16 protein-coding genes are annotated in these 14,954 nt (G+C 65.9%); 10 read left to right on the top strand and 6 right to left on the bottom strand.

All coding sequences use genetic code 11. The features are described from left to right. Window positions 1-1,448, bottom strand: a 1,448-nt coding sequence (locus AC1D2K_RS14580) for an acetate--CoA ligase family protein (protein WP_478089544.1), incomplete at its 3' end; no start/stop codon positions are given. Further along, window positions 1,445-2,239, bottom strand: coding sequence for an enoyl-CoA hydratase (locus AC1D2K_RS14575; RefSeq protein WP_478089543.1), 795 nt, complete (start codon window positions 2,237-2,239; stop codon window positions 1,445-1,447). The genes AC1D2K_RS14575 and AC1D2K_RS14580, both read right to left, overlap by 4 nt. A gap of 83 nt (window positions 2,240-2,322) precedes the next feature. Between AC1D2K_RS14575 and AC1D2K_RS14570 the strand changes: the two genes are divergently transcribed. Together AC1D2K_RS14570 and AC1D2K_RS14565 are read left to right on the top strand one after the other, a co-directional pair. After that, window positions 2,323-3,078 (top strand): IclR family transcriptional regulator, encoded by a 756-nt coding sequence (locus tag AC1D2K_RS14570; protein ID WP_478089542.1) that lies wholly within the window; start codon window positions 2,323-2,325, stop codon window positions 3,076-3,078. Window positions 3,079-3,161: 83 nt separating this feature from the next. Then, window positions 3,162-3,512, top strand: coding sequence for a hypothetical protein (locus AC1D2K_RS14565; RefSeq protein WP_478089541.1), 351 nt, complete (start codon window positions 3,162-3,164; stop codon window positions 3,510-3,512). A 16-nt stretch (window positions 3,513-3,528) separates the two neighbouring features. Here the strand turns inward: AC1D2K_RS14565 and AC1D2K_RS14560 are convergent, their stop codons facing one another. From AC1D2K_RS14560 to AC1D2K_RS14545, 4 genes are all read right to left on the bottom strand, one after another. After that, window positions 3,529-3,882, bottom strand: coding sequence for an AzlD domain-containing protein (locus AC1D2K_RS14560; RefSeq protein WP_478089540.1), 354 nt, complete (start codon window positions 3,880-3,882; stop codon window positions 3,529-3,531). Beyond that, window positions 3,879-4,568, bottom strand: coding sequence for an AzlC family ABC transporter permease (locus AC1D2K_RS14555; RefSeq protein ID WP_478089539.1), 690 nt, complete (start codon window positions 4,566-4,568; stop codon window positions 3,879-3,881). The genes AC1D2K_RS14560 and AC1D2K_RS14555 overlap by 4 nt, the downstream gene beginning before the upstream one ends. Window positions 4,569-4,931: 363 nt before the next feature. Further along, window positions 4,932-5,681 (bottom strand): hypothetical protein, encoded by a 750-nt coding sequence (locus AC1D2K_RS14550; RefSeq protein WP_478089538.1) that lies wholly within the window; start codon window positions 5,679-5,681, stop codon window positions 4,932-4,934. Window positions 5,682-5,834: 153 nt separating this feature from the next. Further along, the gene (locus tag AC1D2K_RS14545; protein ID WP_478089537.1) at window positions 5,835-6,746 is read right to left on the bottom strand and encodes a LysR substrate-binding domain-containing protein; all 912 of its coding nucleotides are present in this window, start codon (window positions 6,744-6,746) and stop codon (window positions 5,835-5,837) included. A gap of 153 nt (window positions 6,747-6,899) precedes the next feature. On the opposite strand from AC1D2K_RS14545, the gene AC1D2K_RS14540 reads away from it, so the two are divergent. From AC1D2K_RS14540 to AC1D2K_RS14505, 8 genes are all read left to right on the top strand, one after another. Then, a complete protein-coding gene (locus AC1D2K_RS14540; RefSeq protein ID WP_478089536.1) occupies window positions 6,900-7,886 on the top strand; it encodes a Bug family tripartite tricarboxylate transporter substrate binding protein in 987 nt (328 codons plus the stop codon). Window positions 7,887-7,923: 37 nt separating this feature from the next. Further along, entirely contained in the window at window positions 7,924-9,333 is a 1,410-nt protein-coding gene (locus AC1D2K_RS14535) for an amidase family protein (protein ID WP_478089535.1), read from the top strand. 243 nt (window positions 9,334-9,576) lie between these two features. Further along, on the top strand, window positions 9,577-10,740 hold the full coding sequence (locus AC1D2K_RS14530) for an ABC transporter substrate-binding protein (protein WP_478089534.1): 1,164 nt from the start codon (window positions 9,577-9,579) through the stop codon (window positions 10,738-10,740). A gap of 44 nt (window positions 10,741-10,784) precedes the next feature. Further along, window positions 10,785-11,588 (top strand): ABC transporter ATP-binding protein, encoded by an 804-nt coding sequence (locus AC1D2K_RS14525; protein ID WP_478089533.1) that lies wholly within the window; start codon window positions 10,785-10,787, stop codon window positions 11,586-11,588. Further along, the gene (locus AC1D2K_RS14520; RefSeq protein WP_478089532.1) at window positions 11,588-12,502 is read left to right on the top strand and encodes an ABC transporter permease; all 915 of its coding nucleotides are present in this window, start codon (window positions 11,588-11,590) and stop codon (window positions 12,500-12,502) included. Before AC1D2K_RS14525 ends, AC1D2K_RS14520 begins: the two co-directional genes overlap by 1 nt. A gap of 24 nt (window positions 12,503-12,526) precedes the next feature. Continuing rightward, window positions 12,527-13,432: an alpha/beta hydrolase gene (locus AC1D2K_RS14515; RefSeq protein ID WP_478089531.1), complete on the top strand. Its 906-nt coding sequence runs from the start codon at window positions 12,527-12,529 to the stop codon at window positions 13,430-13,432. Beyond that, window positions 13,432-14,358, top strand: coding sequence for a LysR family transcriptional regulator (locus tag AC1D2K_RS14510; RefSeq protein WP_478089530.1), 927 nt, complete (start codon window positions 13,432-13,434; stop codon window positions 14,356-14,358). The genes AC1D2K_RS14515 and AC1D2K_RS14510 overlap by 1 nt, the downstream gene beginning before the upstream one ends. A 175-nt stretch (window positions 14,359-14,533) precedes the next feature. Continuing rightward, the coding region (locus tag AC1D2K_RS14505) for an LLM class flavin-dependent oxidoreductase (RefSeq protein ID WP_478089529.1) at window positions 14,534-14,954 on the top strand (421 nt) is incomplete at its 3' end.

The raw sequence follows: 14,954 nt of genomic DNA, 5'->3' as shown, positions 1-14,954 counted from the left end.
GGCAGCGCCGGCGCGGCGTCGTGCCGCGGCGGTGCGGCGCGCAAGGCGGCCCAGCGCGCCACGGCCGGACGGCGCGCCAGCCACAGGCAGTACGGCGCCAGCGCCTGCGTGGCGCGGCCGAGGTCGTCGAACACCGGCACGCCGGCATCGGCCAGCCGCGCGCGGCACTGCGCGGCGCCCGTGTCGATGGCGACGAACAGCCGCGGGAAGCGCGCGCAGACGTCGACCAGCGTGTCGGCCATGCGGTCGAGCAGGTAGCCCGGCGCATAGACGATCACGGTGTCGATCGCGTCGCTTTCCGCCAGCGCGGTGAAGATGGTCCGCACGAAGTCGGGCTGGTTCACCACGTTGCCGGTCACATCGACCGGGTTCGACACCATGCCGTAGTCGGGGATGCCGTCGCGCAGCGCCTGCTGCAGCGCGGGCGGCAGCGTCGGCACGTCCAGGCCCGCGCCGATCAGCTTGTCGGCCAGGATGGCGCCCAGCGCGCCCGACATCGTCACGATGGCGACGCGGCGGMCGCCCTCGCGTCGGCGGAAGCCGCTGAGGTAGGCCAGGTCGGCCATCTGCGCGAAGTCGGTGCCGCGGATCACGTTGAGCTGCTCGAAGCCCGCCTGGTAGAGCGCCAGGTCGCCGGCCAGCGCCGAGGTGTGCGAGCGCACCGCCTCCGAGCCCTTCTCGGTTTCGCCCGCCTTGTAGATCACCAGCGGCTTGCCCTGCGCGGCCAGAGACAGCGCGGCATCGATGAAGCGCCGGCCGTTGCGCAACTGCTCGACGTAGCCGATCACGCAATCGGTCTCCGGGTCCTGCGCCAGGAATTCGAGGTACTCGGCAAACTCCAGCGTGGCCTCGTTGCCGGTGTTGATGAACTGGCTGACCGGCACGCCGAGCCGCCGGATCAGCGCGAACACCGCCGAGCAGACATTGCCGCTCTGCGTGAGCACGCTCACCCGGCCGGGCTGCGTTTGCGGCGGCACGTTGCGGAACACCGAGGCGAAGGCCGTGTGCGCCTGCAGGTTCAGGTTGGCGAAGCCCATGCAGTTGGGGCCGGCCACCACCATCCCGCTGCGCGCGACGAAGTCCTCCAGCGTGCGCTGCAGGGCTTCCCCGGCCGCGCCCGCCTCGGCGAAGCCGGCCGCGTAGACGATGGCGGCCGGAATGCCCCTGGCGTGGCAGCGCTCGAGCATGGCGGTGACGTCTTCCGCGCCGATGGCCAGCACGACCAGGTCGGGCGTCTCGGGCAACGATTCGATGTCGGGATAGCAGGTGTAGCCGAAGACCTCCTGGTACTTGGGGTTGACCGGGAACACCTGGCCCGCATAGCCGAAATGACGCAGCAGATCGAGCGGCATGCCGCCGATCCGGCCGGCCTGGTTGCTGGCGCCGACCATGGCGATCGAGCGCGGCTGAAGCAGCGGGCCAAGTCGGTGACGCGAGTGAACGCTCATGCCCGCGCTCCCTTGATGATCGCGTTGGCCAGGCCCGCTTCCTTGGTCTGCCGGTACTCCTCGCTCACATGGCTGAGCTGGTGCACGTCGAAATGCGCCGACAGTGCGTGGCGCATGCCCTGCACGTCCACCGAGCGGTTGAGCGACTTCTTCAGGATCTGCAGCGCGAAGGGCGGGGCCTTGGCAATGCGCTGGGCCAGCGCCATCGTCTCCTCGTCCAGGCGGTCGTTGGCAGCCACCCGGTTCACCATGCCGAGCGCCTTGGCCTCCGCCGCCGACAGGCGCTCGCCGGTGAAGAGCAGTTCCTTCGCCTGGCGCAAGCCCAGGACCCAGGGATGGATCAGCACTTCCGTCGCCGCCGCGCCCATGGTGTGCGTCACCGGGTCCGAGAAGAAGGCGTCCTCCGACGCGACCATGAGGTCGCACATGTTGGCCAGCATGAAGCCCGCCGCCACGCAGGCGCCCTGCACCTGCGCGATGGTTGGCTTGGGGAAGTCCCAGATGCGCATGCAGTAGTTGAAGTAGCGCTGCTCCTCATAGGCCCAGCGTTCCTCCACCGTGAACTCGGCGCGCTCCGCCTGCGCCTGCTTCAGGTCGTGACCGGCCGAGAAATGCGCGCCCTTGGCGGCAAGCACCACCACGCGGGTGGCCTCGTCGGTGCGCGCGGACTCGAAGGCAGCGTCGAGTTGGTCGAGCATCTGCTGGCTCTGGGCGTTGCGCGCCTGCGGGCGATTGAGCCAGATGCGGCGCACCGCGCCGGTCTGCTCGATCAGGAGAAGGGGTTCAGTCATCGAAGTTCCTGCGTACGGGGAAGCGCCGATGGTCGGACGGGTATGCTCATCCTGCGATCAACAACTGCGAGAAATCCCACATCGTGAGCAAACCTATGGAAACCCCGGGGGCCCAGAACATGCGGCGTTCGCTCCAGGTCCTGCGGGTGCTGGGCGCGCACCACGAGGAAGGCCTGGCGGTGAACGAAGTGGTCGCCCTCACGCAGCTCGAGCGATCGACGGCGCACCGCCTGCTCACCTGCCTGGTCGAGGAACAGTTCGCCGAGCGCGACGCCGCCACGCGCCGCTATCGGCTCGGCCTCGAGGCGATGCGCCTGGGCTTCGCGTCGCTCAAGCGCGCGCCGCTGCTGGGGTCGTACCAGCCGATGCTGCAGCGCCTGGCACGCATCTCCGAAGACACCGTGTTCCTGCTGGCGCGCCAGGGCGACTACACCGTCTGCCTCGCGCGCGAGGACGGCGCCTTCCCGGTGAAGATCTTCAGCACCCGCGTCGGTGACATCCGCCCCCTGGGCATCGGCGTGGGCGGGCTGGCGATGCTGTCGGCCGCGCCCGACGACGAGATCGCGCGAATCCGCACCCAGCACGCGCCGGCCTTCGATGCCGCGGGGCTGACCCCGTCGCAGATCAGCAAGGTGATCGCGCGCACGCGCCGGACCGGCTACGCGGAGTTGGTGGACACCGTGACGCAGGGCGTGGGCGGCGTCGGCGCGGTGATTCCGAATGCGGGCGCGCCTTTCGCCGCCATCTCGATTGCGGCGATCAAGCCGCGCATGGGCGCGGCGCGGCGCGCCGAGTTGGGGCAGTTGCTGGTGAGCACCCTCGACGGCGGCGGCGGCTGAACGCACGGCCGACGAATCCTGTCGATCTGCGAACCGGACCGAGCGCGGCAGGCCCGCGCCTGCTGCGGGTAATCTCTGTCTCGATGAGCCCCTCAGAACCTCGCCCCGCATCCGTCTGGAATCGCTTCTGGTCCCCGAAGAGCTTCCTCGAGCAGGCTGCGCCCGAGGCGTCCGCGGAAGAGGCCGAAGCCATCGCACGAAGGAACGACGTCTGGCTCAAGACCTACATGGACCTGTACATCCTCAGGTGGGGCGGGCTGTGGGCGGCTTCGCTGGCGGTGGCGCTTCTCATGGCGGAAGTGGCGGGCCTCCTGTTCGCGCTCGCCCTGGCGGCGAACCTGGCGGCTCTCGTCGGCCTGGTCGCCATGGTCCTGATCTATCGCCGGGCGTCGAGGGCCGTTCGAGATCAGACCCGGAACAATGGCAGGCGATGACGCGTCGGCTCGACACTCAAGGCAGTGCAGGGGCCACCCAGCGCATCGCCACCCCGTAGGCCAGGGCACCCACCAGCGTGGGCCATGCGATGCCCCCGATCCAGCGCTTGCTCGCAGCGACCGCCGCCAGCGCGAGGATCAGCCCGGCGGCTCGCGCCGGTGCCAGCGCCTGCGGGAAATAGCCAGCCAGCGAGACCGCGAGCAATGCGGCGATGGCCGCCGGCCCCACTCCTTCGAAGAGCCGGCGCCATCTCCCGGCGCGGGTCGACGCACGGTCGGCCGCGCGGCGCGCATGCCATAGCGGCAGCCAGCGCAGCAGGAAGGTGCCAAGGCCGCACAGAAGAATGATCGTGACGACGGACCTGTTCATGCCCTTGGCCTCGCAATGGCATTGGCCAGCGCGCCGGCCACGATGCCCAGCGCGAGGGCATGGTGGGCCGGCAACACCGCCAGCAAGACTGCGGCCGACGCTGCGGCGACGAGGATCGGCATCTTCCAGCGCGCGACGCCGATTTCGAGCAGCAGCGAAAGGAACAAGGCCGGCAGCACGAAGCCGAGCGCATCACGCGCAAAGTCGGGCAACAGGTCGATCCGGCCCGACAGGCGCGTCCCCAGCCAGGTGCCGAGCAACCAGGCGCTGTAGGCCCCCAGTTGCAGCCCGACCAGCCACGTCTCGCGCTCCGCCGCAGGCACGCGGTCGACCTTGCTCAAGGCGGTCGCGAAGACTTCGTCGGTCAACCCGAATGCCAACAATGGAGCAGGCAGCGGCGCCGTCCGCGCCGGCAATCGATTCACCAGCGCGGGTCCATAGAACAGATGGCGCGCATTCATCAACAGCACCGTGGGAACCGCAGTCCACCACGCGGCGCCCGAGACCAGCAGCGCGATCAACAGGAACTGGCTGGCCCCCGCGAACACGGCCGCCGAGATCAGCAGCGTGGCATTCGGCGACAGGCCGGCCTCGACCGCAGCCAGACCGAATGAGAAGGCGATGGGCAGATAGCCGACGGYGATGGAGAGGCTGGCGACGAGGCCTCGCAGAAGGGCGCGGATCACATCAGGCATCAAAGAGGAAGTGGCCGGCGAAACGCGAGCACATGGGTGCCCCCACCCCAGTGATCGGCTCGCACGGTGGCGAACACGCGGCGATGCGGTGGCTGCGGATACTCCGGCCCAAGGCATTGATTGCACTCATGACACTCCCTTCGAGCTGCGCCCTTGTTTGTTCTCTTATAGAACGGCCTTGTTCGCCATGCAATCCGGCACGACGATGCAGCGCCTCCAAGGAGCTTTTCGCGGAGGGTTCTGACTCGCGAATCAGCGCATTCACGCGCAAGGCCAGGCGGCTCGCCAACGCATCAATTGGCGGGAGCGAGCTCGATCACCTGCCAGGCCCCGTTCGGAGCTCGAGGGCGCGCGTCAGCCGTTGGGGTACGCCTGGGCGATCAGCTTCGCGCGAAGGGTGGCCCACTGAGCGTACATGTCGTGCACCAGGTAGAGATCCCGGCGGCGGGTCCACGGCTGGCCCGACTGGGGGTCATACGTGCCCGGCATCGGGATTCCCGCGGGGGCGAACGCGGCGATGCCGCGATCGCGCGTGGTCTGCACGCAGCGCTTGATGTGATCGCGGAAACCAACGACCGCGGCGGTGCCGATGCCACCGGGAAGCTTGGCACGGGCCGCGAGGACCTGGGCGGCCACGCCGTCGGTGCTCAGGTAGGTGATCGTGCCGTCCGCGGCGATGACCGGCTCGACGGACGTCAGGTTGGAGATGCCGTACTTCGACTTCAGCCAGCGGGCGATTTCCCACTGCGCGTACACATGAACCTGGCGCCGCGCCAGGACCGCGGCCACGGCATCTGCCAGCGCTTCGTTCGTCGGGCCCGGGTCCGCGAGCACCTTCGACGGGTCGCCGCCACCGGCGGGCAGCCGGTTGCCGAACGCGTAGGCGACGATGAAGTCCAGCTGCGCCACGGGAGCAGTGTCCGGCTGCCAGTCGAACCCGACGTCCTCGATGTGTGGGACGAGGGTGCGCGCACTGGCGCTGTCGTCAATCTCCTTCGACAACGCGGCCAGCATGTGCTGCTGAAGTCCGTCCTTGGCCAATGGGCGTTCCGCCCGCGCGGACGCCGAGCCGACGATGGCGGGCAGGACAATGCCGGTGGTCACGGCGGTTGCTAAATCACGGCGACGCATGGATACCCCTCTTTTCTTTGCTACACGGTGGCTGAAAGGGGTGAAGTCTGCAGTGCAGTTGTGACAACACTGTGGAACGGCCTGCCGCTGGACCGCAAGGCGACTTATCGCATGAACGTCCCCGCGCTACGCCGCCAGCACGGCGCTCGCACTCGCCACGCGGCGCCTGAACAGATCCGCCATGGTCGCGGCCGCCAAGGACAGCGGTGTCCCTCGCAGCGTCATGATGCCGATGGTTGCTGGGGGCATCGGCGCCTTGACTCGAATTCGTGCCACTTCATCGCAGTAGGGCTTGACCTTGAGCATCGCGGAGGGACAGATGAGCAAGGCGTCGCTTCGCGTCATCAGATTCCACATGACACCGAAGGTGTCGCATTCGACCACGCGTTCGGGCAAGGCCAAACCCGTCGCGCGCAGACCGTTCAGAACGGCCTCGGTCTGACTGCCGGTTGAAACGTTGAGCAGCCACTCGCAGTCGACGACGTCCGCCCAGCGCGTGGCTCGAGCGAGGGGGTGGCCGCGCCGGCAGGCGATCATGAATTCGAGCGGGCGCAACGGCTCGAATGCGTACTCGTCGTCCTTCGCCATCAGCATGCGCACGGCCAGCGCGAAATCGAGCGTGCCATTGCGAAGTGCGGGCAGGACCGCCGGCAGCAAACCTTCCGACACCCTGACCCTGGCCGCAGGCATGCTTCGCCTGAAGTCGCTCAGGACATCGGGCAAGACGCTCAGCATCACCATCGGCGTCACGCCCACCGACACGCGCGCCCGGGCGCCACCCAGAAGTTGCCGGATGTCCTGTCGCGCAAGATTCAACTGGGTTTCCGCGATTCGCGCACGCACGGTCAGATGCTCACCGCACTCGGTGATCGCGATGCCCTTCGAACTGCGCGTGAGGAGCGGCGCGTCGAGCTCGCCTTCCAGCTCCTTGATGGCCTTGGTCACCGCGGCCTGACTGAGATGAAGACTGCGAGCGGCCGCCCTGATGCTGCCGAGCTCGGCGACTTTCAACCAGGCCCGAAGGTGATGATCTTTCATGTGCGGCCGCCTGTGCGATGGTGACAACTGTAGATTGTCACCATAACAAAATAATAGCCTTACGCGCAGCGCCGGCGATGTCTAAGCTGAATGACATCAAGACCGATGGCCATCCAAAGCCTGGTTCCGCGAAGACTCTTCTGGAGAATGCCCATGCCGAATTTCTTGAGTCGTGCCCGCACCGCCGCTGCATCGTCCTTCGTGCTGCTCGTCGGCCTGTGCGCCGGTGCCGCCCACGCGGAATGGCCCGAGCGACCCATCAAGCTCATCGTGCCGTATGTGGCGGGCTCCGGTCCCGACGTCGTATTGCGGCCCATCGCCGACGCCCTCGGGCGCGAACTGGGCCAGCCGGTCGTCATCGACAACCGCGGCAGTGCGGGAGGCATCGTCGGTACCCAGTTGCTGGCGACATCGCCCGCGGACGGCTACACGATCGGTTTCGGCAACCTGGTCACGCTGGCGATCAACAAGAGCATGTACTCGAAGCTGCCCTATGACCCGCAACGCAGTCTCGCGCCCGTCAGCCTCGCCATCAGCAATGCGCTGGTGCTCGTCGCCCGCAACGACTTTCCGGCCAACAACATCAAGGAGCTGATCGCCTATGCCAAGCAGAATCCGGGCAAGATCAGCGTGGGCTCGCTCGGGATCGGATCGAGCGCCCATCTGGCCGGCGAGCTACTGAAGAGCGAGACCGGCACCTTCATGCTCCACGTTCCGTACAAGAGCGGCCAGCAGGCAGTGGTCGACATCGCCGGTGGCCAGCTGGACGTGATGGTCGACAACGTCGCCGGCGTCCTGCCCTTCATCCGCTCGGGCCAGGTCAAGGTGCTGGGCGCCACCAGCCTCAAGCGCGTGCCCGTCCTTCCCGATACGCCGACGGTGGATGAATCCGGCCTGAAGGGCTTCGAGGTGGTTTCCTGGGGCGGGATCGTCGCGCCTGCCGGCACGCCCAAGCCGGTCATCGACAAGCTCAATGCCGCTATCGCGAAGTCGCTTCAGGACCCGGCGGTCGTCAAGCTCAACGCGACGCTCTCCGTCGATGCGACGCCCTCCACGCCCGCGCAATTCGCCAGTCTCATTGCGACCGAGATCCCGCGCTGGGGTGCGATGGTGAAGCGATCCGGCGCGACGGCCGACTGACCGCGGCCAACGTTCCCGACCCCGACCCGGAGACACCATGACGAACGAACTCTGGCACTGGAACGCCCTCGACCTTGCAAAGGCCATCCGAACGCGGGAAGTGTCCAGCCGGGAAGCCGTGCAGAGCTGTCTCGAACGAGCCAATCAGGTCAACCCCACCTTCAATCCGCTCTCGGAGATCCATGCCGATCAGGCCACCCGGGCCGCCGACGCCGCCGACGCCGCCGTCCGCGACAAGGTGGAACTCGGAATGCTCCACGGCGTGCCGGTGACGATCAAGGCCAATGTCGATGTCGCCGGATCGGCAACGACCAACGGGGTGGTCGCGTACCGCGACGTCATCGCCTCGGAGAACAATCCGGCGGTCGACAACTGGCTGAAGGCCGGCGCCGTGATCATCGGTCGTACGAACGTTCCGGCGTTCTCCTGGCGCTGGTTCTCGGACAACGATTTGCACGGGCGCACGGTCAACCCTTTCGATGCGACGCGCACGCCGGGTGGCTCCAGCGGCGGCGCTGCTGTGGCCGCCGCCTTGGGTGTCGGAGCTCTTGCGCACGGCAGCGACCAGGGAGGGTCGATCCGGTATCCCGCCTACGCATGCGGCGTCGCGGGATTGAGGCCGTCGCACGGGCGCGTGCCTGCGTACAACGCCAGCCAGAATTCGGAGCGGCCGATCGCATCCCAGATGGCGGCGACCCAGGGCCCGCTGGGCCGAACCGTCGCCGACCTCCGCCTGGGGTTGGCCGCGATGTCGTCCGGGGATCCCCGTGATCCCTGGTGGGTTCCGGCGCCACTCGAGATGCGCCCGAGGGACGACCGCCCGCGCGTCGCGTTGTTCACGGGCACGCCATCGCTCAGGCCCGACCCCGCCGTTCTGGCGGCCTTGCAGCAGTCCGCCGCTTGGCTGGAGGATGCCGGCTACGTCGTCGAAGAAGCGGCGCCACCCAGCTTCGACGAGGCCGCCGAGCTGTGGCTCAGCGTGCTCATGAACGAAGCCAAGGGGGCCATGCAGCTGGAGATCGAACGCGTCGGGGACAGGGCGATTCAGCGTGCGTACCGAAGCATGCTGGCGCATACGCCAACGCTGGACAAGGACGCTTTCATCAAGGCGTTGGCCCGACGGACGACGCTTCTGCGGGCGTGGAGCATGTTCTTCGAACGCTTCCCTGTCCTGCTCATGCCGGTGTCGTTCGACCGACCGTTCAAGGTCGACCAGGATCAGCAAGGCGACGACGTGATGGGCCGGATGATTCGTGCGCAGAGCCCCCTGGTGTCCACTGCCATCCTTGGCCTTCCCGGCTTGTCCGTACCCGTCGGTCTGGTGGACGGCGTGCCAATGGGCGTTCAACTCGCAGCCGGACGGTTCCGGGAAGATCTTTGCCTGGCCGCGGGCGAGGCCATCGAGGCGCGCGCTTCGTGGTCGGTACTTGAACGGCTCCCCGACTAGGCCCGGCGTTGCTGGCGAGCGCGGGGTTCGTCGCCCAGCAGACGAGCCGCTCGGCAGCACGACCATTCGCCGGCCTGCGGGCCCACTCAGTTTGAGAAAAGGCGAACCATGCGTTCAAACCTAGTGATCGAACGTCGAGCAGTACATCCATACGATGGCGCCACCGAAATCGTGTCGGTATGGATTGTGCTAGCGATCACGCACAACCATGCCTGCGGCCCTCAACCCAGCTAGTGAGTTGCAATGACCTCTGACTTCAAGATTTCTCTTCGACCCCTGGCGCGTCTTCAACGATCGTCGCTGTGGCGCCAATGGATGTTGCGTGCAGCGTCCTTCGTCACATCGATCGCGCTGGTCGCAGGTACGTTCCCCGTGACCGCGCACGCCGCTGGCGAAGCTCTGAAGCCGGTCACGATCACCGTCGGCACGCAGGTCATCAATGTGGGCTATCCGTGGCTCACGCTGCCGATTGCCCYCGGCTACTGGCGCGATGCCGGGTACGACGTCAAGCTGGTTGCCGTATCGGGCTCTCCTATTGGCGTCCAGCAGATGGTCGCTGGCAGCGCGGAGTTTGCGCAAGTCAACTCGACCGCCTTGATCCAGGCCAACACCGAAAACAGCATTGCAGTGCGTGGCCTGATGGAGACGGCCCCGGTCGACTGGGGCGTGGGCGTTCCGAAGAACAGCAGCATCCAGGATGTGAAGGATCTCAAGGGCAAGAAGATCGGCATCTTCAGCCTGGGCACCGGCGGTACGTCGCTGCTGAAAGGCTATTTGCGCAGCAACGGCCTCAACCCGGACACCGACGTGCAGATCATTGCGACCGGTGCCGGGGCGCCCGCCCTGGAAGCGCTGAAAAACGACCGGGTGCAGGCACTGATGTTCTGGGGACAGGCACTAGTGGGTTTCGAAAATGCCGGTATGCCACTGCGCATCCTGCGCGATCCGTCGTGGGCGACGATGCCCGACTTCACATTCGCTACCATGCAGAAGACGATCGACAGCGATCCGGCCATGGTCGAGGCCATCGCCCGAGGCTCGGCGATGGCAACGCTGTTCGCGCAGACCAACCCAGACTGCGCACGTCGCGTCCACTGGAAAACCTTCCCCTCCAGCAAGCCGACCGGCGCCGACGAGGCGACGCTGGCGAAATGGGATCTTGCGTTGCTGGAGTTTCAACTCAAGGCGATGCGCGATGGCTATGAACTGCGCGGCGGCAAGTGGATCGGCGCGATGGATGCCGCCGCATACGGGCGGATGCAGGACTTCATGTTCCAGGAGAAGTTGATCAAGCGCAAGCTGCCGCCGGAGTCGATGCTGATCTCGACGCCAGGCTTTGCCGCGGCGATCAATCGGTTCGACCACGACGCGGTGATCGCCGCAGCGAAGGCCTGCAAGGGCGTTTGATGGCAGCGGTGCCGAACCAAGGTCATGAAACCAATCACTTCCCCATGCAAGCTTCAATTTCCATAAACCCCGTCGTCCCGCCAGCCTTCCGGTTCGCGAAGGTCAACAAGACCTATCGATCCAAGGATGGCGGCGATGTCGCTGCGCTGAGCAACATCGGCTTCGAAGTTCAGAAGGGCGAGTTCGTCACCGTCGTCGGTCCGAGCGGATGCGGCAAAAGCACGTTGTTGCGGATCCTGGCCGGTCTGGCACGGGCCAGCAACGGCGAGGTGGCGGTCTCCGGACGCATCGTCAGTGGACCGGGACGCGACGTTGGCGTGGTATTCCAGGCGCCCGTGCTGCTGCCCTGGCGCAACGTGCTTCAAAACGTGCTTGTGCCTGCAGAGATACAGAAGCGCAACCGCGCAAGCGCGCTCGAACGTGCTCGCCACTATCTCGACATGGTCGGCCTGTCAGGCTTCGAGACCAAATACCCGAGCGAACTCTCGGGCGGCATGCAACAGCGTGTGGGAATCGCCCGCGCCCTCGTCAATGACCCTTCGCTGTTGCTCATGGACGAACCGTTCGGTGCGCTCGATGCGATGACCCGCGAGTCGATGAACCTCGAGCTCCTGCGGCTCAAGGAGCGCACGGGCTCAACCATCATGCTGGTGACTCACAGCATTCCGGAGGCCGTCTTCCTCGGCGATCGCGTCGTGGTGATGTCCCCGCGCCCGGGACGCGTGACGCGCATCGTCGACGTGGATTTGCCCGGCCCTCGCACCCTCGACCTGATCAACACCGAGCGATTTGGAGTCTACGTGCGCGGCATCCGCAACGACCTCCAGGCGTCGGGAGGAATCGACTGATGACATCACCGACCATCTCCGCCATCGCCTCCGAGGCGCCCGCTTCGCTCAGCGCCGCTGCACGGTCCGCAGAGACCGCGACGAACAGCAAGGGGCAAGTGCCCAAGCGCCCTGCGCGCGACGGCCAGCTCGGGATGAGCATGTGGACCCGGCGCCTGCTGACCGGCTCCGTGTTCGTCTGCGTCATGGCCGTATGGCAGGCTGCCGTCAGCTTGTTCGACGTATCGCCGCTGATCTTCCCCTCTCCCGGCGCGGTCATCGCGTCGCTGGCCAACGGCCTGGCCTCGGGCGAGATCGTGCAGCATCTCGGCGTGACGCTGACTGAAATCCTGGCTGGTTTCGTCATCGGCTCGGCATTGGGCTTTGTGCTCGGCGCGGCCATCGGTCAAAGTTCGCTCCTGGAAGCCGTGCTGTATCCCTACGTGGTGGCCTTCCAGACCATGCCGAAGGTGGCAGTCGCACCCCTGTTCATCGTCTGGTTCGGCTTCGGTGCCGCCTCGAAGATCGTGATCACGGCGACCATTGTGTTCTTCCCGGTGGTCGTCAATACCATCGTCGGCCTGCGCTCGGTTCCGCGCGATCAGATCGACCTGATGACCGCCTGCACGGCATCGCGCTGGCAGGTGTTCCACATGATTCGACTGCCGCATGCCTTGCCGTTTGTCTTCGCCGGCCTGGACATCGGCATCGTCCTGGCCGTGATCGGCGCGATCGTTGGCGAGTTCGTCGGCGCCCAGGCCGGGCTCGGCTACCTGATCCTGCAGCGGAACTTCTCGATGGATACGTCCGGCGTCTTCGCGATCCTGATCGTTCTGAGCCTGATCGGCATCGGATTGCATGCCGTCGTTCGCCGGATTTCCCGCCGGATGATCTTCTGGACGGACACGGCGGCCGATCTGTCGCGCAGCAGCTGAGAGCGACAGGATCAGCGCCCCCCGATGACGCCGCACCTCCATCCACTTGCCGACGAGGGCTGCTGGCCGCGGCAGCGCATCGATCTGGATTACGGCGCGCGCGCCACGGTCACACCCGAAGTTTTCGACGCCGAGATGGGACGCTACCGCTCCCTGTCCGAGCGGTTCGGCGGCCCCTGCGCCACACATCTCGATGTCGTCTACGACCCGTTGAGTGCGCAAAGCCTGGACGTCTATGGCACCTCCAGGCAGCCGCGCCCCGTATTCGTGTTCATCCACGGCGGATACTGGCGCACGCTCTCCAAGCGCGACTCGGCCTTCATGGCGGCGATGCTTGACCGCCACGGCATTGCCACCGTCGCGGTGGACTATGAACTCGCACCTCAAGCCACGCTCGCCGAGATCGTCCGGCAGGTGCGCGCCGCCATCGTTTTTCTTTGGCGCGAGGGGCCGCGCCTCGGCATCGATCCCGAACGGATCTACGCAGGCGGCAGTTCGGCCGGCGGCCACCTGGCGGCGGCCCTCACTGCCGGCGGGTGGCACCACGGCAGCGGCGTGCCCGAGACGATCGTCAAGGGTGCGCTGCCGATCAGCGGCCTGTTCCAGCTGGCACCGATCGCCAACTCCTTCGTCCAGGACTGGATGCCGCTCGACGACCACGCCGTTCAGACCCTGAGTCCGATGGTGAACATGCCGCGGCAGGGCTGTCCAATGGTCATGGCCTACGCGCAGGCCGATGCGGCCGGCTTCAAGCGCCAGTCCGTCGAGTTCCATCGACTTTGGCGGAAAGCGGGCTTCCCTTCGACGCTGCTCGAGGTGGCAGGCCGAAATCATTTCGATGTGATTCTCGACCTCGCATCGGAAGATTCCGTCCTGTCGCAAGCGCTGCTGCGCCTGATCCTTGACGGTGGCATTTCGCGCCAGATGTGATGGGACGACGACGCGCCAAACTCGGTCGGATCAGTGACCTCGACCTTCGCCTGCTGCGGGTATTCCAGGCGGTGGCGGAATGCCGCGGTCTCGCCGCCGCGGAACTGCGGCTCGGCATCACCCGCTCGACGATCAGCACCTATCTGGCCGACCTCGAGGTACGGATGGGAGTCCGCCTGTGCGAAAGAGGTCGCCGCGGCTTCGAGTTGACCGACGATGGCGTGAAGGTCTATCGGGCTTCCACCGAGCTGATGAAGTCCCTCAACACCTTCCAGGACGAAGTCGAGTCGCTGGGCGAGTCTGTGCACGGCCGCGTTCGGGTTGCAGTCGTCGACTCATTCGTCTGGGTCGATGAGCTTCGACTCAGCGAGGGGTTGAGGAACTTCACCACGGCAAACCCCGACGTGAACCTGGAGCTTTACGTTTTCCATCCGGATGAGATCGAGAGACGCATTGACGAGGGCAAGCTCGACATCGGCATCACGAGCGTGCACGAGTACTCGAGCAAGTTCGACTACATCTCCCTGCTGAGCCGCTCGAGCTACCTGTACTGCGGGGCCAAGCACAAGCTCTTCGGCATCAAGGACGAGATGATCTCGGAAAGCGATCTGAGGAACACCTCGTATTCGTCTCGCTGGTACGACCCGGCGCCGGCGCTCCTCGGTCAGAATCTGGAGATTGCGCAGGTCGAGACCTTTCACATCGAAGCCACCGCGCACCTGATTCTCTCGGGGAACTATGTCGGCTATCTCCCCGAGCACTTCGCGAACCACTGGGTCGCGACCGACGAGATGCGTCCGCTGCGCAAGGACCTGTACCGCATCGACTATCAGTACGGCTTTTCGGTAAAGCAAAGTCGTCAACTGTCGCCTGCAGTCAAGGCGTTCATCGACTGCATCACGAGAACTGTTCGAGCACAGCGCTGAAGGCTCGACACACGCCGGCTCGCTGCCTTAGTTTGAGAGTTTGCGAACCTCGCGTTCAAACGTTGGTATCGATGCAATCTTCGGGCATACCTATCATGCAATTCAACGCCTGATCGCAACGAATCGACATGACTCTGATTGCGGCATCTTGCGTTTCTTGCAAGGAATGAACGCTATGAATCAGAACCCCGTTTCGACGGAAATCGGTGTCTTTCTTCCCGTGATAAGCGGAGGCTGGATCAAGTCGACGAACTCTCCAGCACTGACCGGCTCGTACAGCAGCAACCTCGCCATCGCGCTTGCGGCCGAGGAAATGGGATTCGACTTCGCAATGAGCCCGGCGACCTGGCGCGGCTATGGCGGCGACTCGAATGCGATGAAGTACTCCCTCGAATCGCTGACCTGCATGGCCGCACTGGCTCAGGCAACGTCGAGGATCAGCATCTGGGCCACGGCCCACATGATGGTGTTTCCGCCGGCAGTGGTCGCGAAGATCGTCGCGACACTCGACCAGATCGCCCCCGGACGGATCGGACTGAACGTCGTCACGGGCTCCAGGCCGCAGTTGATGCGTCAGATGGGTCTCTGGCGGGATC

This window comes from Variovorax sp. P1_H12_2, from assembly GCF_056405335.1.
This window is presented reverse-complemented; position numbering and strand designations above follow the sequence as displayed.

Bases quoted from the DNA above. Each gene is read 5' to 3' on its own strand.
- AC1D2K_RS14575 (WP_478089543.1), bottom strand. From the start codon at position 2,239: ATGACTGAACCCCTTCTCCTGATCGAGCAGACCGGCGCGGTGCGCCGC.
- AC1D2K_RS14565 (WP_478089541.1), top strand. From the start codon at position 3,162: ATGAGCCCCTCAGAACCTCGCCCCGCATCCGTCTGGAATCGCTTCTGG.
- AC1D2K_RS14560 (WP_478089540.1), bottom strand. From the start codon at position 3,882: ATGAACAGGTCCGTCGTCACGATCATTCTTCTGTGCGGCCTTGGCACC.
- AC1D2K_RS14545 (WP_478089537.1), bottom strand. From the start codon at position 6,746: ATGAAAGATCATCACCTTCGGGCCTGGTTGAAAGTCGCCGAGCTCGGC.
- AC1D2K_RS14540 (WP_478089536.1), top strand. From the start codon at position 6,900: ATGCCGAATTTCTTGAGTCGTGCCCGCACCGCCGCTGCATCGTCCTTC.
- AC1D2K_RS14535 (WP_478089535.1), top strand. From the start codon at position 7,924: ATGACGAACGAACTCTGGCACTGGAACGCCCTCGACCTTGCAAAGGCC.
- AC1D2K_RS14525 (WP_478089533.1), top strand. From the start codon at position 10,785: ATGCAAGCTTCAATTTCCATAAACCCCGTCGTCCCGCCAGCCTTCCGG.
- AC1D2K_RS14520 (WP_478089532.1), top strand. From the start codon at position 11,588: ATGACATCACCGACCATCTCCGCCATCGCCTCCGAGGCGCCCGCTTCG.
- AC1D2K_RS14515 (WP_478089531.1), top strand. From the start codon at position 12,527: ATGACGCCGCACCTCCATCCACTTGCCGACGAGGGCTGCTGGCCGCGG.
- AC1D2K_RS14510 (WP_478089530.1), top strand. From the start codon at position 13,432: ATGGGACGACGACGCGCCAAACTCGGTCGGATCAGTGACCTCGACCTT.